Genomic DNA, 20,146 nt, shown 5'->3' with positions numbered 1-20,146 from the left:
GAAATTCAGCCTATTCAGAGCTTTATTTCCACTTGCTGATTTTAAAAAAAAGTGGCATTTTCAACGCGACACTATACTTGAATTAACAAATCAATGACAGAGTAGTAACCTTACGCTTGGTCTGGAATTGGATTTTTATTTAAAAACTTTGAACTTTGTAACAAGGAGTAAAGATTATAATGGCGGCACAAAAGCTAACAAAGGGCAGGCTTGTTCAAATTATCGTCATGTTGGTTATTTTAATAGCTGCATTTACTTGGAGAACAGTGATATACGACAATGACGAAACAGTAAACTGTATAATTTCTAAACCTTGCCAAATTACTATTGAGAAACATAATGTTTTAATTTCGGGTGATAGCCTAGGGTATTCGATCGAAACATCTAAAACTGGTAAATTTATCATTAACTATAACGAGAGCGGAATTCTAGAAGAAAAAGGGGCATCAATTTGGCTGTTACGAACGAACGCTCAGAACTCTTCAATAACGGTTACATTTCCACAACAGATAGCCACACTTTCTGTAAACCTTTCTAAGGAATAACACAGTAACAAGTTAGTCTCGCCTCAATTCTTTTGATAGAAATATGTACTAAGTCAGTGAAATAGATTGTATAAAAGTGTTATAAAGAGAGCATTAATAAAATCTTCCGAGATCTATGAAATTTCTATCAAAAGTCTCTTATTCCCTAGACGATAAAATCGCAGTAGATGAGCTGCTCAGTGGGGTGGCAAACCCTGACGATATTGCCTGTCTTATCTGCTACTGCACCGAAGAGTACTCCACACTTGCTGTGCAGAGATATTTCGTAGATGCGCTCCCGAATACACCAATACACGGCTGCACCACTTGTCACGGTATTATGACCGAAACAGGGTTCCATTCAGGCCCTGTGATTGGGATACTCATCATCTATGATTCCGGGATCAATGCCTACGGTACCGGCATCAGTCACTTTGGCGATTCCATAGACCGAAGTACATTCAGCGCCATCGATAAAGCATTAAAGAACGCCAACCGAGAAGGTGAAATACCCGATCTTATCTTGCTCCATTCCACCCCAGGAAATGAAGAGAAGGTGATGGCGGCCATCGATAACAAATTTGGCACAGAGGTGCCGATTATTGGTGGAAGCGCAGCAGACAATCAAGTGTCTGGAAATTGGAGTATCTTTACCGAAGAAGCTCTTGCTATTAATGGCGTCTCTTTAACGGTGTTTTTTGCGTCACAATCCATCTATTCATCTTTTAGCGCCGGTCATACACCCACCCAGTATTCAGGCACCGTCACCAAAGTAAGAAATCGAATATTGTTAGAGATCGACCATAGGCCTGCGACCACCGTTTATAATGAATGGACTAATTTTCATTTAGGTGGCAGTGATGATGGGTATATTTTTGAAAAGTCGACAGTTTATCCATTAGGTCGAAAGGTCGGTTCTTCTTACGACTACCCATATTTCAAGTTGTCGCATTCGATCAGGGAAACTGAGTGTAACGGTATCGAGTTGTTCACTGATATCAATGAAGGTGACACCATCTATTTGATGCAAGGCTCTAAGCAACAACTTATCAGCCGTGCCGCTAACATCATTCATTCGTCTTACTATAATGATATGGATCTTGAAGAAAAATTAGGGGCGATCAACATATTCTGTGCAGGACCAATGCTGCACCTAAAACAAGATATGGATGAGGTTTGTGACCAAATCAATCACGCACTTGGTGGGCTTCCATACATATGTCCATTTACGTTTGGTGAGCAAGGCAGACTCTCTGGTGGTGAGAATGCGCACGGAAATTTGATGGTATCGTCTGCAACGTTTTATAGGCTGAAAAAGTAATGGATACTGAAGACCAGGAAGCGCTGCAAGAAGCTCGTATTGAACTCCAAAAACTAAAGGTCCGTGAACGTAAATTAGCTGAAGAGAATAGGGTGATCCTATCGACTATCTCTGCGATCAGTAAGGCGAGTAACATATCTGAAATATTTTCTAGTCTCGAATTCGCACTCAAAAAATACATAAAGTTTGATGATTTTATTGTGGTATCAAGAGTAGGGAATGAAGGTAGTTTCAAAACCCTGTTAACCAATAACAAAGTATTCGAACAAATGAATTGGACAGATTGTGGCAAGCTATCGCGAGTCATTAATGGAGAATGTGCCATTCTTTTTGAACCCAAATCTCTGGGTGAATTCAGCACTTTGCATCCCATTATCCTAGACCAAATTAACTCCGTACTGATTACTGGTATTGATAGCGGGCTAACACAATCCGTTATCATCTTTATCCATTCCAATACCAAACACTTTAGTATTGAAACCAAAGCCACTCTAAACCGATTTCGACCGCTGATTGAGCGTGCTGTTTTCGATATTGAAAACAAAGAAAAACTTGAAGCGACAGTCCGAGAACGTACAGCAGAACTCGTAGCAGCAAGAAAAGACGCAGAAAGAGCCAACAAAGCCAAATCTGAATTCTTAGCAATGATGAGTCATGAGTTAAGAACGCCGCTAAACGCCACCATAGGCTTAATCGACACGCTAAAGTCCACACCGCTGAATGATGAACAACAGTCTATATTGTTAAATATGAGTACATCATCTGAACTCCTATTGGCGATCATCAGTGATGTATTGGACTTTTCAAAGATTGAATCTGGATGTTTCTCGTTGGCTCCTCAATGGAGCAACACAAGAGACACTGTAACTTTTGTTTTATCTGAACAAAAGAAGATAGCAGACGATAAAGGGTTGTCGTTAACCCTAACTAGCGACATTCCAGAAGGTGAACTACATTACATCGACCCAAGTCGCTTAGCACAGATCCTTTTTAATCTCATTGGTAACGCAATAAAGTTCACTGAACACGGGCATGTACATGTTTCTATTACATACCAGCACAGTTCATTCCGTATTAGCGTAGAAGACACCGGAATTGGCATCAGCTCACAGCAACTTTCGTCATTATTCAGTCCGTTCGTGCAAGCCGATAGCACAATCACACGTAGATTTGGTGGCACCGGCTTAGGTTTAGCAATAACAAAACGACTAGTAGAACTGATGCGCGGGCGTATATCGGTCGAGAGTGAGCCAGGAAAAGGCTCGAAATTTGAAGTGCGGTTACCAGTTCTAACGAGAGTTACGAACAATCAAGATCATGCTGCAGAAGATAAATACTCGCAAGTTCCCAGAACCCGTTATTCAGTGTTAGTTGTTGAAGACAACCCAACCAATCAGATGGTGATTCAATTGATCCTTGCGCGGCAAGGCCATGAAGTTTTCATCGCAAGCAACGGTGAAGAAGCCATTGGCTTTGTAGAAAGAGGTAATGACCCGATAGACATTATCTTGATGGATGTGTCGATGCCAGTTATGGACGGAATAACCACAACCAAATACATGAGAGACGCAAACATCAAAACACCAATCGTCGCGCTAACGGCACACACATCAGTAGAAGATAAATTTTCTTGTTTAGATGTCGGTATGAATGATTTCATTACCAAACCTGTAAGAACCAAAGAGATCATTGAAGCAATTGATAGGTTAATGCTTGAAGTCTAATAAACGTATTCTTAATCGAAGATTAGGAAATATGTTTATTAGGTATTTTATGGTAAATAGACTTACTGTTAAATAGAACGTCAGTTTGGTAGTCAAACAAGAGGCAGGGCATCAAACAAAGATACCTGCCTTATAAACACTAAGTCCGATTTAACATAATATACATAATACGCACTGAATCGTGGGATCAACTGGGGTGGTCGCCAGTAACGCCAAACTACCACAAGCCATTGATACACCTGACATATTAAGCCCGTTAAACTTTTTTGCCATGTGTTCCCACATCTGCTTTATCTGTGGATTATCACTGCGGTCAGCGTGACAACCAAGCAATGCTACTTGCGGGTCTAACTTTGCATTTTCAGCCAAGAAAACTGTTTGTGAATCAGTTAGATAGCGACGACCTTTCCTAAAATCACTGATTCTTTGCTGTGGAATGTTCATATCCATAGCTATTTGCTTGTCTTGAACGTAGTTTTGAGCCTTTTTATAGGCTTCAATCAGTTCATTTTGATACATGCTAAATCCTCCGTTTCCCTAATCATAGCTTATTAGTAACCAATTTTGGTTTATTGCAGTAACCAAATTTGGTGTATATGCTTTCTTCCGAGTAACCAATTCTGGTTATTAATTTGGCTTCAAGGTGGATTGATATGTACATCGTTCAAGTTTGTTCTGGGATTCTTCCTCGATACCTTTCTCATTATCTTGTTACCGATACAGGTCTTACTCCTGTAATTACGGTTAGTAAATCTAAAGCTATGCCTTTGACCGATGCCGATTCTCAAGACGCTTTCAATAGGCTTCTTCCTGTTTGGCCTCAAATGAAAGTGATTGAGGTTTAATCATGGATTCAATCTACTTCGACAACGAACCCAATCACGGCATCAACGCCTATTTCCCGTGGGGTCATAACTTCTTCAAGACTCCGCGTGATTTCTTCCAGTTCATGGAAGCTCACTACGGCATGGTGTCATTTCAGATTGTCGAAATCACGGATGATAACTACCAAGAGCTTTTGGTTAAGGGTGTGTTCCATGCCATCTAAAAAACCACATAAGTTCCATGACGAGATTCGTCCGGTACAAGTTGATCACCTAGCCTTTTCGTTTTCGTACGGCTCACTTAGACACTTGGACAACTCGAACGAACAAGACTTTATCAATATGCAGTTTCCTGAGTTTAAAAAGCGAAGCGTTAATGGTCGCCTTAACTCACCAGAAGCCATTGATAAGTCAATTGAGTCACACCGTAACAAATGCCGTAAGGTTTTGGCCGATAGGTTTGATGAGTTCATGTCTAAAGTCTTTAACTTCCGCATATCTCCTATGCGTGGCCGTGGCTTACATGGCTATGAAGATTCAATGGTGATTTACGATTCAACGGGAACGGTTGAGTGTGGTTTGGTTGGTGTTGGCGGTAACAACGATACGGTTTACGTGCAAATCAATGGTACTGGTTGCGCTAAGTTATTCGACTTCACCACACACAAGAAGGTGCACTGGTGGTTATCACTTTTGGGTATCACTCGCCTCGCCCGTTTAGACCTTTGCGTGGATGACTACACCGGAATCTTCGACTGTAAGTATGCTGAGAAATGTTTTTATGAGGGAGCATTTCGCACTGCTTCTCGTGGACGTGGTCCGACAATGGTTCCTCATAAGCGCGTTTCACAATCCGGTGAATTATCAGAGGAAGCCGTACTTGTTGGCTCTCGTACCTCTGCAATCTACTGGCGTGTGTACAACAAGAAGTTTGAGCAAAACATCGCTGACCCTGAAGTGATTTGGTACCGCAATGAAGTGGAATTGAAGAAGTGCGATCTATCACTACTCGCCTCGCCTGCTTCGGCCTTTGCTGGTCTCTGTGATTTCTCGGCCAGTATCGATCCTGCCGAACCAATGAAGCTTGAACTCAACAAGAAAAAAGCAGGTCTTGAGTTCTTCGCTCGTATCGCTTGGGTTCGTCGTCAATGTGGTAAAGCTCTCTCTGAAGTTGTTGCTATGACTGAAGGTGATTTGGGTGAAGCCTTCGGCATGCTCATTCCTACGCATCATAGACGTGCAAACTTTGAAACCTCGTTGGGCATTCCTGACGAATACACTAAACAGAAAATCGAAATTTTGGAGTCAAGAATATGCCTACAATAACTGGTATTGCAATCAAGCGTTTCCCTAAGTCAAACATGGAGTTCGCGGAGCTGTCTGTTCTACGTGCTGTTGAGGAAGTCGACAACGAGAAGTTTCAGCAAACGGGTATCGGTTTCTCTACTGATATTCCTTACAACAAACAAGCATTGAAAATTGATGTGGCCTACGCTCGTCAACTTATCCAATCACGCGCATTTGTTGCTAACCGTGAATACGAACTGAGCTTTGGTGCTAATCCAAATGACCCACTCGATATCTTGGTCAACAAGCTTGTTCCTGTCGATGAAGAAATCAAAAAGCACTTTGATAACTTCATGAAAGCTAACAAGGCTTAATCAATGAACTGCATCACGACAACACAGCAAGGTTATTTAAGAACGTCAACCGACTTTGACTGCAAGCTCGTCATGCTTACTGACACTGAATACAACAATTTAGTGTCAACACCACAATCCCTCAACATCGATACGGAGCTCTACACCACCGTTTCGGGATGGATTTTACTTTCATTCGTTTCGGGTCATGTACTCGGACGAATACTCAAAACACTCGGCAAAGGCTGAGTACATTTTTTAAAACAATCTATAGGTAATACTATGAAAAACATGAAAACTCGTTTAATCGCTCTATCTACTGTTGTTCTTTCTGGTGCTTCAATGGCCGACGCTACACCCGTTCAAACCGCTATCAATGGCGCGGTCACTTCTGGTCAAGCTAACTACGGTCTGGTTGTGGTTGGTTTGATTGGCCTTGGTGCGCTTGGCTTTGGCCTTAAAGCTATCATGGGAGCTATGCGCGGCTAATGGCTGTACTCGTTTCTGAAGTCGTAACCATCCTCTTGGGTGTGTCTATGGCCTCATCCTTTATATACGGTGTATATACGGGTATTAATGCCTCCTAACGGGGGCTTTTTTATATCTAGGTTTTGATTATGAAAACAGCCATTAACGCACTTCTACGCATTCTCTTTTTTATGACCTCTTGCTTGATTTTCGTAACCAAATCCTATGCTTTGGATTGTCCCGCAGGCTCTGTCGATAGTGGCGGTGTTTGTGTTAGTGCTTGCGAAGTTTTAAAGGGTTCTAACCGTACGGTTAGTTGGGATGCCTATATCTACGGTGAGCAACCAACAGGGTATTGTTACGGTGCTCTTGGTGCTCCTATTTATTGCGGCATGGAAAAAGCAGTTATCGCTATTTCTACTGATTCACCTGATTTTCAGTTTTGGCAAACTAAGTTTAGATTTACGGGTAAAGAATGTACTCGCCGTAATCATTTTACTGGCGGTACGCCTAAGCTTTATCCGTGGGAGGGTGACCATAATATGAATGGCATTCTTGACGTTGATGAAGATTGGGACGGTGATGGAATCCCCAATGGCGTAGATAAAAACCCAAACAAGTCTGATAACACTCTAGAAGATAAAAACAACAACAATGTCCCTGATAAATTAGAGCCTTACCTCGATACGTTAGAGAGTACAGAGGTAATCAAATATGACCTTCGATGCCCTTCCGGTGCTCCTGACCACACGTGTACTCCAATGTTAAATCTTGCCAAAGCTTCTGAAAAAGTTTCGGTTACAAACAGGGAGCTAACCAAAGTAGTCAAAGATTTGGTTTCAAAAAGCGCATCAAAATCTGATGTTGAGAACGTTAACTACAGCATTAGAAGTGCGTTATCTCAAATGGTTGATAAGGTGACCAAAACTGAGGCCAGTCTAGTTGATAAAGCTAAACGCTCTGATGACCTGTTGACTGACCTTGTAGACAATAAAATCATTGGTGCTATCGATGGTATTCCGGCCTCTATAGCAGCGAAACAACAGCTAGAAACCAACAAGATTATTAAGGCTATCGACTCCATCGATACCGGATTAACTCAAAGACAAGATCTCTTTTTAGCCAAAGCAGCTTCTGCCCAAATGAACACTGAACTCATTCAAGATTTGACCTTAAAAGTGGAAGATGTTGATTACAACCTCGCAGATGCAAAAAAGGAAGTAATCGACCAAGTAAAAAGCTCTCAAAGGAAAACAACACAAGCAACTGGTCGCGAGTTCATGCGTTTGAATCGAGCTCTTAGCACGCTTGATGATTCCATCTCTCAAGACTTTGTTGCGTTGCGTAGCTTCCTTAGTGACAAAATGGACAATCAAGATAAACGCAATGAAACCAACATAGACAATGCTGTTTCTAAGTTGAAAACGAGCATAGAAGATTCGACAACGGGGCTGTCTTCCAAAATAGAACAATCAGGCTCTGAGCTATCAGGGAAAATTGATGGGCTTTCAGACAAAATAGACGGTATGGGCGGCCTCGATGATGCAACCAAAGACGCGATAAAAGGCATTCGTGATTTACTAGGGGCTGATAGTGGTTTCTCTGCTCCTGTGGTTACTGACGATTTTATGGGTGGGTTTATTTTTGATGCAGATTCATTCAAAGATATCACCGCAGAAATCGAGGTTCTAAAGGAAAATTACAAGACCGAAACGGAGCAATTTAAAACCTTATTCTCTATCGATACCAAAGCATTCAAAGATGGGAAATATGTCGAGCATCAATTAGACCTTACTGTTGCAGGTCACAAACAGTCTTTCAAAACTGGCGTTCTCTCTGCCCTGTTAGACAACGCCGAAATCATAAAAGCTATCGTTCTTTTCATCTTCGTTCTTATCGGTATCAAAATGATGGGGTCTAATTAATGGATACTATATTTGCTTTCTTTGATTGGGTTTCAACTCAATTTCAAGTCGTTGTCGATTTCATCAAATCGCTGCCTTATATCTTTTCGAATATCTTCTCTTACATTCAGTTGTTTTATTTGAAAATGAAAATAGCCGGACAAATAGAATTTATAAAGATGTCTTACGTCACTGCACAGATGTTATTGCAGGAGATAGGTTTTAACGATTTGTTAGCCGCAACGTTTAACGCTATGCCGTCTGAGATTCGCTTTTATGCCTTTAAGTTTGGCATTCCTCAAGGGCTTTCCATTGTGGCGAACTTCTTCACGACGGGCTTTGTAATGAGAATGACGAGGTAACGCATGGCTATCACAATAAGAACCGGAGCAAACGGCTCATACAAGTCCGCATACACGGCCTACTTCTCAATCTATCGAGCTCTCAAGGCGGGTAAGGTTGTCGTGACGAATATCGAGGGCATGCAACCATTAAATGTCATACAGGAGCGTTTTGGTGTTGAGTTCCCTACTACATCAAAACTGTTTCGTATCTCTTCTAGGGACTCGGCAGGTGTTCATTTGTGGACGCACTTTTTCTGTTGGTGCCCTATTGGTGCTTTGATTGTTATCGATGAGTGTCAGGATATCTATTCCAAGAATATTGGTTTTGATATGAAGAAAGTGACCTACAAACCTGTCGAGGACTTCATCACCAAGAACGACGGCCAAGACGGTCTATTACCCGAGTCTTACCTATCCTTTTTTTATTCTCGCTATACGCCTGCTGATATGGAACAGCTAAACGAATCGGAAACTGACGACCGCGGAGTCGCTGAATACGATGACCAGGGGCGCATTATATATCCTCATACTTTCAATGAGGGATTCATGCGTCATAGGAAATATAACTGGGATATTGAATTGCTTTCGCCTGACTGGAAACAGATTGATACGGGCATCAAAGCATGTGGTGAGCAGAACTTTTATCACAAGGGACGTGACCAATTTTTTTGGACTAAACGCAAACCATTAATATGGAAGCACGACAAATCGGTATCGACTCCAGTCATTCCAAAATCCAAAGACGTTAACACCACCACGCAAAAAATACCGTTGGATGCTTTTCTACTTTATAAGTCAACGGGAACAGGCATAGCCAAGCAAGCCGGAGCTATGAATACGCTTTATCGCAGTCCTAAAGTGATTGCAGTGTTTTTACTTTTTATTAGTTGTTTGGGGTACATGGCCAATGAAATATCCAATCGCGTTTTTGATTCTACTGAGGAAGTTCAGGAAGCGGAAACGCCACAATATCAAGATTCCCCTACTGGGAAAGACAGCTCAAAAGCTCAAGAAAGCGGTCAAGGTGCTAGCGGTGTATCTGATGGTGGGAATAGCAATCAAACTGATAACAATGATGATGTTTCGAGTATTTCTATAGCGGATATCTTACCGTTTGACGGTATCCAAAAGGCATTTGTAACGGGTGTTAATTTCGCTATCAAACCAAAGAAAATTGAACGTCATGTCAGTATTGAGATAGTCGCATCCGATGGGGTTTATAGCCTTAATCAGAATTATCTAAGGGCTTACGATGTGACCTACGATGTTATTGACGATTGCCTACTGAAACTAAACAGAGGCCAGTTAACCAAATTGATAACGTGTAAGCCTCACGAGGCTCTGTCAGACGAGCCCGAACTAAAACGAGCTGATGTGAATCTGTTTTAAGAGTAACAACCAAATTTTGTATAGGGGTATTAAATGGAAAGTGTCACGTTAACGGCTGACCAAATCACAATGATTGCTCAGGCTTTTGCTATCTATGGGTTTATCGGTGTTCTAGGAGCGCTGTTTTTTTATGACTTGGTTTGCGCTGTTGTCGGTCGGGTTCTTAGGCGCTTTGGGTCAACGAACGGAAAAGCCCCGCAGGGATAAGCGAACATGATCATGTTAAGGGGTCGATTCAGCTTGATGAGCGATAATCAGCGAAGCGCAGCTGGCGTTCGAGAGACAAACGAAACCCCGTCATCTTGCTAGGCGCTCTTTAAACTTGGGTAGGCTTTGTTGAGTCTTAATTGGTGGTTATAGTTTTACTCGATGATTTACAGCGCCAGTGCTCCTCAGCGGTATTCGCAAACGTAGTGCGCCAGTGTTTGAACGAAGTGAGCCTTGCACAGTTTGATCGAGTGTGATCAAATACTTTGCATAAGGAGGTTTCTAGATGAGTAGAAATAAAAAATACGAAGATAAAATGAAAGCTAAAGGGTTTAAAAAAGTGACTCTTTGGATTCCTCAAGATAGAGAGTCTGACGTTAAGCAAGCAACATCTATCATGTGTGATCATGAAAACCTGACGGTTGGTGTTCTTAAAGATATTCATACTGGGCGTATGGTTTCAATGCACTAAATAAGCTAAGTCACTGGTGACACCAGAAACATTCCTTCTTCCCTCCTGAGCCTCACAATACTGTGGGGCTTTTTGTTTTGCTTCATTCTGCTCACAGCTTAGCGTGAGTCGTGAGGACTGAACAGCGAACGCGACGCTGTGAGCAGCAACCCCCGTGTTGTATCACGGGGGTAAATTCGACGTAACTATCACACCCAACGCTCTTTCTTTAGTTGTTGGATTATGTCTAAGTTAGCTTACAAAACTTTATGTAACACGACTTATATACAGTTATATATAGTTAGCCATATTGCCCTTACTTATCATTATGTTAAGGTTACTGTAATTAAACCTTATGTTTCAAAGGACATACAGAATGGCTTTAGATGAAGTTAATGTAAAACTTGCTCAAATTGCATTAGATAATTGTGAGGGATTCCCTTTTGAAGATTTCGCCAATGATTTTTTGGCTGCCTTTGAAGGTAAAGATTTCATCCCTGTAGGCGGAACTAATGATGGCGGAGCCGATGGCATTAGAGAACCCGGCCTATATAGTGTGGACAATAGTAAAATATTTTATCAAATATCTATCGAAGAGAATCACCGTTCAAAGATAAAGAAAACAATTGATCGCTTAGAAGAGTTTGGGCGTGCGCCTAGAAGACTAACTTACGTGACATCTCAAACAATTCGCGTATTTGACCAAGAAGAAGAAACTCTGACTGATAAACACGATGTATTTGTGCGCATTAGAGATGCAAAATGGATTCTCTCCCACATTAACCACAGCGAAGCTACTAAAAAAGCTTATTACACCCACTTAGCTCGATTTACCGACTTTTTGAAAGATATTGATAACGGTAGAAGTGTTAGGAAAACTGAGCATGTAGAACATCCATCAGTCTATGTTTTTTTACAACAACAAGTTGAAAACAGAGAGCAAGACAAGCACTTAACAAAAACTGTTGCTGATAGCCTCATATTATGGGCATTGAATGATACTGACCCTGACCAAGATTTATTCATGACTCGTGAACAAATAGTGGAATTTATCAGAACAAACATTCCCTGGGCTAATAACATTGTCGGAGGTTTACTAGATTCACGTCTTAAAGAACTAGTCGATAAAGGCAGTGTTGGTGGTAAAAAAATCAATCTTCACAAAGAACCTATTCAGGCAACATTTGGTCGCAAGAAAAGTAAAAAACACATAAATAAGTATTGCCTTCCTTTTGAGACTCGAAGCAAAATTGCAGAAGAAAAGGCAGTAGAAGAAAGTCTTCACTTAGATGTCGAAAGTGAAATAGTAGCAATGGATCTTCTCTCTGATTTGAATCCTACTCACAGGAAATTAGTTGCATCGCTAGCTATCCGAGTGGCTCAGCTCTTTTTTGAGCGTGAGGGACTTAACTGCTCAAGTTTCCTTAATGGTAGTCAATCAGAAAAAGAATTCGACTCTCTAATTGAGAACTCAGTCTTTGACAGAGTAAAAGATGCAATAGAGGAAGCGAATATAGACCATAGGGTAAAAGATATTATAGAACCCTTAATTTGCGAAGTTAGTAGAAAAATGTTCTATCAGAGTACCGAAGCACAACGCTTACTCTTGAACAAGTTTTCACGCACTTATATTTTGTTATTCACGTTACAAGCTGAGCCTCGGGTCGTTGATTACTTCCAGAAAGCTACAGCTAACTTTAGATTAATCGTGGGTACGGATTTGATCATTCGAGCTATATCAGAAAGATTTCTATCTAAAGAAAATCAAATGACTCGTAACATGTTTGCTATGGCACAAGAAGCAGGAATAACACTAATTCTTTCAGAGTCTGTGTTAAATGGTGTAATTAAGCATTTCATTGTTACTCATAATGAATTCAAGAATCATATTCAACCAAGAGAAGCATACTTACCTGATCACCTTGCTCGTCAATCTCAGCAGATTTTGATTCGAACCTATTATCACGCAAAGTCTGAAGGCTATACGAAAAGTTGGCAGCAGTTCACCTCTGAGTTCGTGACATTGAATCAATTACACTACGCAACAGGTAAAGAAGAGCTTAAGGGCTACATCACTCAACAATTTGGTATGGAATACATTTCTAAAGAGGAACTTGCGAAAGGTATAGACCCTAAAAAAATTAGCGATCTTGCTAAAGTTATACTTGATGTCAAAAATGGTCATGCAGATTTAGCTGAAGACGTTTCTTTAACAATAAATGCTGTTTATGGTCAGCGCAGACTAAATAAAGAATATTCTACGTTCCCAGAATTTGGTTATCAGACTTGGTGGTTAACACAAGAATCTAGGATTCAGCGAGTAACTTCTGAAATGGTTCAAGCTGAAGGGTCTAAATTTATAATGAGGCCTGAATTTATTCTTAATTTCTTCTCCTTAGCTCCAAGCGTAGCTGAAGTAAGAGAAACATTTAAGAACATATTCCCTTCTGTTATGGGGATACAAATGGGTAACCGTCTACCAGACAAAGTATTTCATAAAGTCTTGGAGCGAGTTGATGAATGGAAAGACTATGATAAAGGTAGGATTTCAACTAAAACAAGGCTATTGTGCGATCGCTTAAAAGCAGAGCATTATGACGAAGATACACACATCACTTCGATAGATAGAGTCCTGTCATCAGTAGATTAGTATTTGTAATAAATTAGAGCCCTTGATAAGGGCTCTTTTTTCTACAGTAGTTATAATATCTGAACCTTCTTTACACTTTACTTCAGATTAAAAGCCAACTTTTTATTTCTTTATATTTGCAATAGCCCTAGCAAGACCAAGCAGATGCGTTGAAGTTTTAATCTCCAATTCAGACTGAATCCCCAAAAGCGCTATCCCTGCTAAGATTTGTTGTGGCCTCACCACTTGGCCTGTCGGCAACTCCATACTGTCGTATAACATTTTGAACTGTATCCAGTCTTCGCTAATGCTTAGCTCTCGACCTTTTGCCATTCTCATTAGCCTTTTGCACTCAGGCGGTATTGGTTTTCCTTCGTCCCACCCCGTGACCGTCCTCACAGTTTTAAAACACAGTTCCGCGACCTCTTCCTTGGTCATTTGGCACTCTAACTCTCGAAAAATGTAATTCTTACTCATTTCGCGGCACTTCACAGATAAAACCTCTAAATACAAGAGGTTGCACTGTAATGATAAGATATGCAGCATTGAACATAAGCAGACATAATACGCAGTTGGCTTGTAAGCCCCAGATAGTAATGTCACTTTTGAGCCAGATTAAAATGTCCCTTTAGCTCATCACCACTAGACTTAATTGATATTGGTAACGCTATGGACATAACAACATGCTGGTGACTATGAGTGATTCAGAGATCAATCGTTTTAAAGTAATTGAAGATGTGTGTCAGCGACGGATACGTCGAGTTGATGCTGCTGAGATTCTCTGCTTGAGTGTCCGTCATATCTAACGCTTGATGAACCACCAAGGATTCTTCGTAAGCACAAGTTTAAGTAAATGTAATATATTTAGACTTTGTAGCCAAAATCTAGAAGGTCTGTCTCTAGTTCTTTTACTTGCTTCGCCACACGTTTCTTAAAAGCAATTTCAACATCCTCATTAGACATTCCTTCGGTGCTTTTATTAAAGTATTTAATCAAGATTTCAGCCATCTCGTTGTGATTATAAAGGTCAAAATTTTGAATATACTTGGAATCATATTTCTTATGTTTTACTTGATAAAAAGCCTTAGTGAACTTTCTAGGTTTAATGTCTACTTCAAATCGCTTACACAGCATCATGATAAATGCATCTAGTTCGTGTAATAGCTTTTTATCTGTTATTTCTGAGAAAAAGAATAACCACCCTTTTGATTTTTTATTGAAAATACAGCCAGTTATTCTCAAGTTTAGTCGCCACTCTAAGAACTCTTGGCTCTTCAATTTCGAATGTTTATAACCTGAGAAGATAGATAGAATGGATTCTCTTAACTTGTCTACAGAGCCACTTCGAGCAGATATAAACTGCTCTTCAAAGTGATAACCAAGATATGTAAAGGCTTCATCACTAATAACTCCTATTGAAGACTTATCTGGAGCTTTAATTGGGTCATGAACTTTTAACCTCAAGCGTTTGAACTGAGCGATCACATCTTCGGCAATCAATTCACAATCGCTTTTTTTACACAATATTAGAATGTCATCGACATACCTATAGTAAGCAATATCTGTTCGAGTATTGTAACGTTTATCTAGATTTGAAAGGAAAATTGCAGCAAGTACGTTGGAGGTTGATAAGCCTTGCGGGACGCCCTTTTCGTTTAAACGGTCAGAAGCATGAGGCTTGGGTACAGTTGGAGCTGTTATCGAGCTTTCTATTACATTCAGTATTACTTTATCTCTAATGCGTCTTCTTAAACGTTGTAATAGTAGCTGATGATTTATAGACGGGTAAAAATTAGAAAGGTCAAGTTTGATGAAAGCATCAAACTGCCCTGTAGACATATCAGTCTTAACGTCTCTAATAACGTTTTGAGGTAAATCAAAGTTGATATCATCTTTAAACCTGATTTGGAGGAAGTCGCATAACGCTCTTAGAGCCAATCTATCTCTTATTGTGGGTATAGATATTTCACGAGGTGACTTTCCACGTCCTTTGCTAATTAGTTTTAGCTTGTATTTGGTAAACGAGTAGCTCCCTTCCAGTACCTTCCTTTCAATAATACTAACTTGCTCATCTTTCATCTCTCTAAAGACTTGATGATTCATGTTATCTATACCAGTAGCATAGGAAGTAGCGATGTGTTGTTGGTACAAGTTATTAAGATTATCCAACGAAAATGTTCGGTTGAATTCTGTTATTACTTTCATGAATTACCTGACTAAAAGAGTCAAAAATGGCAGACCTACAAAGGCTGTAAGGATTAAGTATTTTCCAAAAGTAAAAGCTATTACTTCAATTACATTAGGTATAGTTGGAACTCTTGTTAGTGTGCCCATATCTTTTTTAGAGGTATTTAGCCACTCATTGATCAAAGCACTTTTAAAATCTATATCTTCATGGTTTTCTGAACTACCTAAAATTGTTTTATAGTCAGAGTTAGCTTGGATTAGGTTGCAACTAGGGTTACGAAGAGTACCCTCCAGTTCACTTAAATGCTCATAGCAATTTTTTAATGAAACTGCTCGCTCTTTAAAATTCCGGTTACTTATATAAAGAGATGCACATAATATTAGAACGGAGAGGATAACCATGACAATTGCGAAATCACCACTGTCTGTAGGTTTTTTTAGTTCATAAATTGACATGCAAACCGTGAAAGATGAGTACCAGAGCAGAATTAATTGTGAAGCAAAGTCATTAGATTGGAGTCGCTTGGCAGCTTGGATTCTTGCCTTTCTAGTCCACCATACTGTGTCTTTAAAAGACATATAATCACCTCCAGAGAAAAGAGTGTGAGGCGTCGTTTTTAGTAATAATAAGTAACGCCTATTGCTAGACTAGTTCGAGGAACTAGAGGTAAAACCTCTCAAAATTAGTAGTACCCATTGCTGGATGACTGGCAAGCCAGTCCGCCTCACGCGTAGATTATATATACCCCTAATTGTTATGCAACTACTTATGATTCGTTGTAATAAAAAAGTCAAACTAAGTGATTGAGCTCGTCTTTTGGTTTCCAGTGCAGTAAGCAAAGGAGCACTGTTTCGCCATTAACTGCGCATTACACCAAACGATTCAACGTGCGGGCCATCTCTTAAGCTCTTCCTGTCACCGGCCCAAATGATTGATACTTCAAGCTCCCTAGCCGCCTGTTTAAAGGCTTTGCTAATCACTTCAGCCATTTTGACATCTTGTTTTTAGCTTCTTCATGACTCAGAGCCTTACTTTCAGAAATAGCACGCTCACCACGTGCGATCCCTTCCAGGATAGCCAAGCGGTTTTGCTCGTCAACATCCACGAGATACGTAGAAGGTTTGCCATGCTCGGTGATCAATGCGGGCTCTTTTGTATCGTGTAGCTCGACAATGATTTTGATCGCTTGACGCTTAAGGGAAGTTCCAAGCTCGTCTTGCATGAGAATGACTCCAATAGAAAACTAAAGTGATACCATTGTATCCCTTTTACATGTGTTGATTGTGTAAATATAAAGCGATACGGCTAAAATCAAATCATGTTGCTTCTTATTGATGTTTATGTCGATAATAAGTTCATAAAATCAGATGGTTACACAAAACCATTATTAGTTTAAAAGCTCTACATTTGGTAAGGTATTCAAGGAATCAATAACTTATTATATAAAAGGCTTAATATGAAAATCGGTATGGTTGCCCTATCACTATTCACCGCTTTTGGCATGAGTTCATACGCGCTTGCTAATGAAAATGACACAGCAGCTAAAGAGCTTGGTCATTTTTATGCAGGTGTAGATATCGGGTTTTATAATGAAACCGAATTAGAATACCGCGGTAGCAAAATTGAAGATTCTTCTGATCTAGCTGACTTGAGTTATAACTTAGTTGGCGGTTATGAGTTCAATACACACGATGTAGTAAAGCTAGGATTAGAAGCGGAGTACCGAAAAATTGGCAAAGTTAACTTTGCTCAAATGATGGATATGGAAGGCCAAGCCTTCTTCGTGAATGTTAAACCTAAATTCATCGTTAAAGGCGACGTCTTGGATTTGTATGTCTCCCTGTTAGCAGGCGTTGGATCTATTGATACGGAAATCAAAGCCTTTGGGCTCTCAGCTTCTGAATCTGAGGCCGCTTACCAAATCGGTGGAGAATTTGGCGCAATAATTACCGATAACATCGACGTTCATATCGGTTACCGCTCTGCACATATTGAAATAGAGTCCATCGATGTTTCATCCAAAACAGCATACATTGGTGCACGATACCATTTCTAAAGTTCCTTCAATGGCTAGACCAATTGATTGCGGTCAACTAGCCTAACATTGCAAATAGTCCGATCTCTTTGAGGTCGGATTTGCCACTATTGGTTCACTTAACTTCCTTTACATTGCCTCCAAATATAGACCTATTCTTCCACCAATATAAAGTTACGTTGCAACTTATTAAAAAGCCAGCGCTATTGCAAGATAAATCACTCAAACAGGCTGCTATTTCGTGTTTAAATTTTGATCTATCAATCAGTTATATGATTAAACTTGGTGACTAAGCAAGCAAACACTATGCATTCACGCTTACATTATGAATTATAGTGTTAACATCAGATAAATTTGTAAACCAGGTGTTTAGTATGTTGCCTAAACTTTATAAGTTCAGATCTCTTCACGATAGAAACATACAATCGATATCCGAGTGTTCGTTGTGGTTTGATTCCGCTAAGACCTTTAATAACCCTTTTGAATCTCATCACCTGTTCAACAAAGAACTTCAGAATGACTTCAAGGTTATGTGCTTCTCTCAATCGAATGACCATCCCATACTTTGGTCTCAGTATGGCGATAACTTTAAAGGTATGTGTATTGAGTATGATCTTAACTGTTATCACGGTGAGGCAGATCTCAATTGCTTTGAAGTTCAGTATGCTGACAACCCAAGCATGCTTAGTTCTCCTTCGCTAGTTGACTTAAAAGCATCGAAATTAGCCGCGAGCGTACTTGGAATCAAACATTCAAACTGGCGTTACGAAAAAGAATATCGCTGGGTACTGCCCAATGAAGAGATTATTGGCAACAAGCTGTATCTGAATAAAGAGTGTATAAGCTCTGTGATTCTCTCAGAACATGCTCCTGCCGATAGAAAACTAAAGGTACTAATGACTTGCCAACACCTCGGCATCCCCGTTAAACACGCTGTCGCTAAACAAGATTCGTGTACATTTGGCACCTTCGGTTAAATAGATATCAGTAAAATGAACGCCCTACGAGACATATTGTCATATCAAGTGACAGTGCAACAAACTGGCATCTAACTCAGATCACCGTAATTCACTCGTATTCATTGACGTTTTAGTCAATCAAATTAATATTATTTAGTTATAGTGCATCATAATGGTCAGTTTGTGATATGAAGTCGGATGAACTTTTCTGGAAAACTGTATTTGAACTTTTTCTTGGTTGGTAAGTGCTGTTTCGCCTGTCTACAAGCTTTACTATCGCCGGACGTTCTCACTCTCTTGATTTTTGTGTAACCTTTGGAGTGCTTCATTTCAATCATCAGGTCACAATAACCATCAATTTCAACATTGCTCTTTTTTAGTCCTTTCATGACCGTGGCTTTGATTTTTTTGGCTACCGGATTAACCAATGCATCATCGGGAAATACGACTGGGGATGAAAAAAACAACAAAAGGATTAGATATCTCATACTGTTCTCCGTTATTGGAACTGAGAACAGTATGACGATGGTTAAGGCAAGCGAAGAACTAACTTAGTATGAAGATTGACAAGATAAGACGTAATTCTTGACCATTACGCCTTCTTTGAGCCTTTAGATTTGAAGCCGTTATGCGGGAATACATTACGAATACGTTGTTGCACGTTCTTAGGTACATCCTTTGTGAACTTGAGATTATAACCAGAACGCTTCGCGTACACTTTTAATTCACCTTTAAAAGTGTTGTTGTGGCCAATCTCTTGAAGGTTGTGCTTAAAGCTGGGTGGAAGATGACCTTTAACTTGTTCGATCGCCCCATCGTTAAATTTGATTTTCAATACCGGCCTATCAACCGCGACTAACCAAAAAACCAACGCTGCACCGATTAAGATTACATACATCATAATGTCACCACTACTGTTGATGATTATTTATCGTCAGAAAGGAGCTTGCTTAAATCTTCTTTAAGATTGGTTACTGTCTTGCTGGCCTGTTCACTGCGAGATGCTTCGCTCACCAAATACTCAATAGCATCTGATAGCGTACAACCTAGCTCGTTCGCACGCTGGGATAGCTTTTCCCATACACGATAATCAAGGTCGATTGATTTTTTCTTGGTGTGAACTTGTTCAGCATTAAAGTGACGCTTTCGCTTAGCTCGGATCGCTTGCTTAAGCTTGTTATCGAGCTCAGGAGACATGTTGTCAGATATCCACTCAAGAACACCTGTTGGTTGGTGTTCAAGCTTCAATAAGGCTTGTACAGCAACGTCAGCTTCACTTGAATCAATATGGCAGGTGATCGACTCGCCTTCTTTCCATTTTTTGACCAGATAGTTCCATTTCCAACCACATTCCAAGTTTTCAAGTTGCTGATATTTCATGTCTAATCTCGAGAGTTAATCCTAGTGACAGCGTAACCCAAAATAGGCTATTTAACAATTGTTGTCTTGAAAGAATAGACCAAGATCATACTTATATTAGCTTAGTGATTAGTAACTACAACATAGAGCTACAAGCGAGATCGGTTTTTCTATATACTC

The 20,146-nt window shown here is 40.1% G+C and carries 26 protein-coding genes; 17 read left to right on the top strand and 9 right to left on the bottom strand.

What is annotated here, in order from left to right:
- The first annotated feature begins 179 nt into the window (after positions 1-179).
- The 3 genes from OCV30_RS07300 to OCV30_RS07290 all read left to right on the top strand — a co-directional run bounded on the left by OCV30_RS07300 (position 180) and on the right by OCV30_RS07290 (position 3,569).
- Entirely contained in the window at positions 180-545 is a 366-nt protein-coding gene (locus tag OCV30_RS07300) for a hypothetical protein (RefSeq protein WP_065680369.1), read from the top strand.
- Positions 546-660: 115 nt separating this feature from the next.
- Positions 661-1,845, top strand: a complete 1,185-nt coding sequence (locus OCV30_RS07295) for an FIST signal transduction protein (protein WP_065680368.1) — start codon at positions 661-663, stop codon at positions 1,843-1,845.
- Positions 1,845-3,569, top strand: coding sequence for an ATP-binding protein (locus OCV30_RS07290; protein WP_065680367.1), 1,725 nt, complete (start codon positions 1,845-1,847; stop codon positions 3,567-3,569). The genes OCV30_RS07295 and OCV30_RS07290 overlap by 1 nt, the downstream gene beginning before the upstream one ends.
- A gap of 150 nt (positions 3,570-3,719) precedes the next feature.
- On the opposite strand, the gene OCV30_RS07285 is transcribed toward OCV30_RS07290, so the two are convergent.
- Positions 3,720-4,088, bottom strand: coding sequence for a DUF3693 domain-containing protein (locus OCV30_RS07285; protein ID WP_065680366.1), 369 nt, complete (start codon positions 4,086-4,088; stop codon positions 3,720-3,722).
- Positions 4,089-4,222: 134 nt separating this feature from the next.
- Here OCV30_RS07285 and OCV30_RS07280 point away from each other — a divergent pair, with 134 nt between their 5' ends.
- From OCV30_RS07280 to OCV30_RS07225, 12 genes are all read left to right on the top strand, one after another.
- Positions 4,223-4,414 carry a hypothetical protein gene (locus OCV30_RS07280; RefSeq protein WP_065680365.1) on the top strand — a complete coding sequence of 64 codons (192 nt, stop codon included), beginning with the start codon at positions 4,223-4,225 and terminating at the stop codon, positions 4,412-4,414.
- A gap of 2 nt (positions 4,415-4,416) precedes the next feature.
- The gene (locus tag OCV30_RS07275) at positions 4,417-4,617 is read left to right on the top strand and encodes a hypothetical protein (RefSeq protein ID WP_017103178.1); all 201 of its coding nucleotides are present in this window, start codon (positions 4,417-4,419) and stop codon (positions 4,615-4,617) included.
- Complete coding sequence (locus OCV30_RS07270) at positions 4,607-5,719, top strand: replication initiation factor domain-containing protein (RefSeq protein WP_017103179.1); 1,113 nt, start codon at positions 4,607-4,609, stop codon at positions 5,717-5,719. Before OCV30_RS07275 ends, OCV30_RS07270 begins: the two co-directional genes overlap by 11 nt.
- A complete protein-coding gene (locus tag OCV30_RS07265) occupies positions 5,707-6,054 on the top strand; it encodes a DUF1293 family protein (RefSeq protein ID WP_065680364.1) in 348 nt (115 codons plus the stop codon). Before OCV30_RS07270 ends, OCV30_RS07265 begins: the two co-directional genes overlap by 13 nt.
- 3 nt (positions 6,055-6,057) lie before the next feature.
- Complete coding sequence (locus tag OCV30_RS07260; RefSeq protein WP_081324601.1) at positions 6,058-6,282, top strand: hypothetical protein; 225 nt, start codon at positions 6,058-6,060, stop codon at positions 6,280-6,282.
- Positions 6,283-6,324: 42 nt separating this feature from the next.
- Complete coding sequence (locus OCV30_RS07255) at positions 6,325-6,522, top strand: hypothetical protein (protein WP_029222958.1); 198 nt, start codon at positions 6,325-6,327, stop codon at positions 6,520-6,522.
- Positions 6,523-6,650: 128 nt separating this feature from the next.
- A complete protein-coding gene (locus tag OCV30_RS07250) occupies positions 6,651-8,426 on the top strand; it encodes a hypothetical protein (protein ID WP_065678367.1) in 1,776 nt (591 codons plus the stop codon).
- Positions 8,426-8,767 (top strand): DUF2523 family protein, encoded by a 342-nt coding sequence (locus OCV30_RS07245; protein ID WP_017103183.1) that lies wholly within the window; start codon positions 8,426-8,428, stop codon positions 8,765-8,767. Before OCV30_RS07250 ends, OCV30_RS07245 begins: the two co-directional genes overlap by 1 nt.
- Before the next feature lie 3 nt (positions 8,768-8,770).
- A complete protein-coding gene (locus OCV30_RS07240) occupies positions 8,771-10,138 on the top strand; it encodes a zonular occludens toxin domain-containing protein (RefSeq protein ID WP_065678366.1) in 1,368 nt (455 codons plus the stop codon).
- Positions 10,139-10,171: 33 nt separating this feature from the next.
- Positions 10,172-10,345, top strand: a complete 174-nt coding sequence (locus OCV30_RS07235) for a hypothetical protein (RefSeq protein WP_167351939.1) — start codon at positions 10,172-10,174, stop codon at positions 10,343-10,345.
- A gap of 286 nt (positions 10,346-10,631) precedes the next feature.
- The gene (locus tag OCV30_RS07230; RefSeq protein WP_065678365.1) at positions 10,632-10,817 is read left to right on the top strand and encodes an antitoxin MazE-like protein; all 186 of its coding nucleotides are present in this window, start codon (positions 10,632-10,634) and stop codon (positions 10,815-10,817) included.
- Positions 10,818-11,172: 355 nt separating this feature from the next.
- Positions 11,173-13,446: a hypothetical protein gene (locus tag OCV30_RS07225; protein WP_065678364.1), complete on the top strand. Its 2,274-nt coding sequence runs from the start codon at positions 11,173-11,175 to the stop codon at positions 13,444-13,446.
- A 102-nt stretch (positions 13,447-13,548) separates the two neighbouring features.
- Here OCV30_RS07225 and OCV30_RS07220 read toward each other — a convergent pair whose 3' ends face one another.
- The 5 genes from OCV30_RS07220 to OCV30_RS07200 all read right to left on the bottom strand — a co-directional run bounded on the left by OCV30_RS07220 (position 13,549) and on the right by OCV30_RS07200 (position 16,835).
- Positions 13,549-13,917, bottom strand: a complete 369-nt coding sequence (locus tag OCV30_RS07220) for a phage protein (protein ID WP_065678363.1) — start codon at positions 13,915-13,917, stop codon at positions 13,549-13,551.
- Positions 13,918-14,289: 372 nt separating this feature from the next.
- Positions 14,290-15,630, bottom strand: coding sequence for a reverse transcriptase domain-containing protein (locus OCV30_RS07215; RefSeq protein ID WP_065678362.1), 1,341 nt, complete (start codon positions 15,628-15,630; stop codon positions 14,290-14,292).
- Between the two features lie 3 nt (positions 15,631-15,633).
- Positions 15,634-16,191, bottom strand: a complete 558-nt coding sequence (locus OCV30_RS07210; RefSeq protein ID WP_065678361.1) for an SLATT domain-containing protein — start codon at positions 16,189-16,191, stop codon at positions 15,634-15,636.
- A gap of 279 nt (positions 16,192-16,470) precedes the next feature.
- The gene (locus OCV30_RS07205; protein WP_261879040.1) at positions 16,471-16,602 is read right to left on the bottom strand and encodes a M15 family metallopeptidase domain-containing protein; all 132 of its coding nucleotides are present in this window, start codon (positions 16,600-16,602) and stop codon (positions 16,471-16,473) included.
- A complete protein-coding gene (locus tag OCV30_RS07200; protein ID WP_065678360.1) occupies positions 16,590-16,835 on the bottom strand; it encodes a type II toxin-antitoxin system Phd/YefM family antitoxin in 246 nt (81 codons plus the stop codon). Before OCV30_RS07200 ends, OCV30_RS07205 begins: the two co-directional genes overlap by 13 nt.
- A gap of 234 nt (positions 16,836-17,069) precedes the next feature.
- On the opposite strand from OCV30_RS07200, the gene OCV30_RS07195 reads away from it, so the two are divergent.
- Both OCV30_RS07195 and OCV30_RS07190 read left to right on the top strand, forming a co-directional pair.
- Positions 17,070-17,669 (top strand): porin family protein, encoded by a 600-nt coding sequence (locus OCV30_RS07195; RefSeq protein ID WP_065678359.1) that lies wholly within the window; start codon positions 17,070-17,072, stop codon positions 17,667-17,669.
- A 353-nt stretch (positions 17,670-18,022) separates the two neighbouring features.
- Complete coding sequence (locus OCV30_RS07190; RefSeq protein WP_065678358.1) at positions 18,023-18,625, top strand: DUF2971 domain-containing protein; 603 nt, start codon at positions 18,023-18,025, stop codon at positions 18,623-18,625.
- A 158-nt stretch (positions 18,626-18,783) separates the two neighbouring features.
- On the opposite strand, the gene OCV30_RS07185 is transcribed toward OCV30_RS07190, so the two are convergent.
- The 3 genes from OCV30_RS07185 to matP all read right to left on the bottom strand — a co-directional run bounded on the left by OCV30_RS07185 (position 18,784) and on the right by matP (position 19,987).
- Positions 18,784-19,095, bottom strand: coding sequence for a hypothetical protein (locus OCV30_RS07185; protein WP_065678357.1), 312 nt, complete (start codon positions 19,093-19,095; stop codon positions 18,784-18,786).
- A gap of 104 nt (positions 19,096-19,199) precedes the next feature.
- Entirely contained in the window at positions 19,200-19,508 is a 309-nt protein-coding gene (locus tag OCV30_RS07180; RefSeq protein ID WP_012603889.1) for a DUF3634 family protein, read from the bottom strand.
- 23 nt (positions 19,509-19,531) lie between these two features.
- Entirely contained in the window at positions 19,532-19,987 is a 456-nt protein-coding gene (gene matP / locus OCV30_RS07175; protein WP_009846670.1) for a macrodomain Ter protein MatP, read from the bottom strand.
- Positions 19,988-20,146: the final 159 nt, after the last annotated feature.

This window comes from Vibrio atlanticus (assembly GCF_024347315.1).
GTDB classification, from domain to species: Bacteria; Pseudomonadota; Gammaproteobacteria; order Enterobacterales; family Vibrionaceae; genus Vibrio; species Vibrio atlanticus.
Note: the sequence above shows the minus strand (reverse complement) of the source record. Positions and strands in the feature narration are given on the sequence as shown.

Excerpts from the sequence above, each read along its gene's own strand:
- OCV30_RS07300 (WP_065680369.1), top strand. The coding sequence starts at position 180 with ATGGCGGCACAAAAGCTAACAAAGGGCAGGCTTGTTCAAATTATCGTC.
- OCV30_RS07295 (WP_065680368.1), top strand. The coding sequence starts at position 661 with ATGAAATTTCTATCAAAAGTCTCTTATTCCCTAGACGATAAAATCGCA.
- OCV30_RS07290 (WP_065680367.1), top strand. The coding sequence starts at position 1,845 with ATGGATACTGAAGACCAGGAAGCGCTGCAAGAAGCTCGTATTGAACTC.
- OCV30_RS07285 (WP_065680366.1), bottom strand. The coding sequence starts at position 4,088 with ATGTATCAAAATGAACTGATTGAAGCCTATAAAAAGGCTCAAAACTAC.
- OCV30_RS07280 (WP_065680365.1), top strand. The coding sequence starts at position 4,223 with ATGTACATCGTTCAAGTTTGTTCTGGGATTCTTCCTCGATACCTTTCT.
- OCV30_RS07275 (WP_017103178.1), top strand. The coding sequence starts at position 4,417 with ATGGATTCAATCTACTTCGACAACGAACCCAATCACGGCATCAACGCC.
- OCV30_RS07270 (WP_017103179.1), top strand. The coding sequence starts at position 4,607 with ATGCCATCTAAAAAACCACATAAGTTCCATGACGAGATTCGTCCGGTA.
- OCV30_RS07265 (WP_065680364.1), top strand. The coding sequence starts at position 5,707 with ATGCCTACAATAACTGGTATTGCAATCAAGCGTTTCCCTAAGTCAAAC.
- OCV30_RS07260 (WP_081324601.1), top strand. The coding sequence starts at position 6,058 with ATGAACTGCATCACGACAACACAGCAAGGTTATTTAAGAACGTCAACC.
- OCV30_RS07255 (WP_029222958.1), top strand. The coding sequence starts at position 6,325 with ATGAAAACTCGTTTAATCGCTCTATCTACTGTTGTTCTTTCTGGTGCT.
- OCV30_RS07250 (WP_065678367.1), top strand. The coding sequence starts at position 6,651 with ATGAAAACAGCCATTAACGCACTTCTACGCATTCTCTTTTTTATGACC.
- OCV30_RS07245 (WP_017103183.1), top strand. The coding sequence starts at position 8,426 with ATGGATACTATATTTGCTTTCTTTGATTGGGTTTCAACTCAATTTCAA.
- OCV30_RS07240 (WP_065678366.1), top strand. The coding sequence starts at position 8,771 with ATGGCTATCACAATAAGAACCGGAGCAAACGGCTCATACAAGTCCGCA.
- OCV30_RS07235 (WP_167351939.1), top strand. The coding sequence starts at position 10,172 with ATGGAAAGTGTCACGTTAACGGCTGACCAAATCACAATGATTGCTCAG.
- OCV30_RS07230 (WP_065678365.1), top strand. The coding sequence starts at position 10,632 with ATGAGTAGAAATAAAAAATACGAAGATAAAATGAAAGCTAAAGGGTTT.
- OCV30_RS07225 (WP_065678364.1), top strand. The coding sequence starts at position 11,173 with ATGGCTTTAGATGAAGTTAATGTAAAACTTGCTCAAATTGCATTAGAT.
- OCV30_RS07215 (WP_065678362.1), bottom strand. The coding sequence starts at position 15,630 with ATGAAAGTAATAACAGAATTCAACCGAACATTTTCGTTGGATAATCTT.
- OCV30_RS07210 (WP_065678361.1), bottom strand. The coding sequence starts at position 16,191 with ATGTCTTTTAAAGACACAGTATGGTGGACTAGAAAGGCAAGAATCCAA.
- OCV30_RS07205 (WP_261879040.1), bottom strand. The coding sequence starts at position 16,602 with ATGGCTGAAGTGATTAGCAAAGCCTTTAAACAGGCGGCTAGGGAGCTT.
- OCV30_RS07200 (WP_065678360.1), bottom strand. The coding sequence starts at position 16,835 with ATGCAAGACGAGCTTGGAACTTCCCTTAAGCGTCAAGCGATCAAAATC.
- OCV30_RS07195 (WP_065678359.1), top strand. The coding sequence starts at position 17,070 with ATGAAAATCGGTATGGTTGCCCTATCACTATTCACCGCTTTTGGCATG.
- OCV30_RS07190 (WP_065678358.1), top strand. The coding sequence starts at position 18,023 with ATGTTGCCTAAACTTTATAAGTTCAGATCTCTTCACGATAGAAACATA.
- OCV30_RS07185 (WP_065678357.1), bottom strand. The coding sequence starts at position 19,095 with ATGAGATATCTAATCCTTTTGTTGTTTTTTTCATCCCCAGTCGTATTT.
- OCV30_RS07180 (WP_012603889.1), bottom strand. The coding sequence starts at position 19,508 with ATGATGTATGTAATCTTAATCGGTGCAGCGTTGGTTTTTTGGTTAGTC.
- matP (WP_009846670.1), bottom strand. The coding sequence starts at position 19,987 with ATGAAATATCAGCAACTTGAAAACTTGGAATGTGGTTGGAAATGGAAC.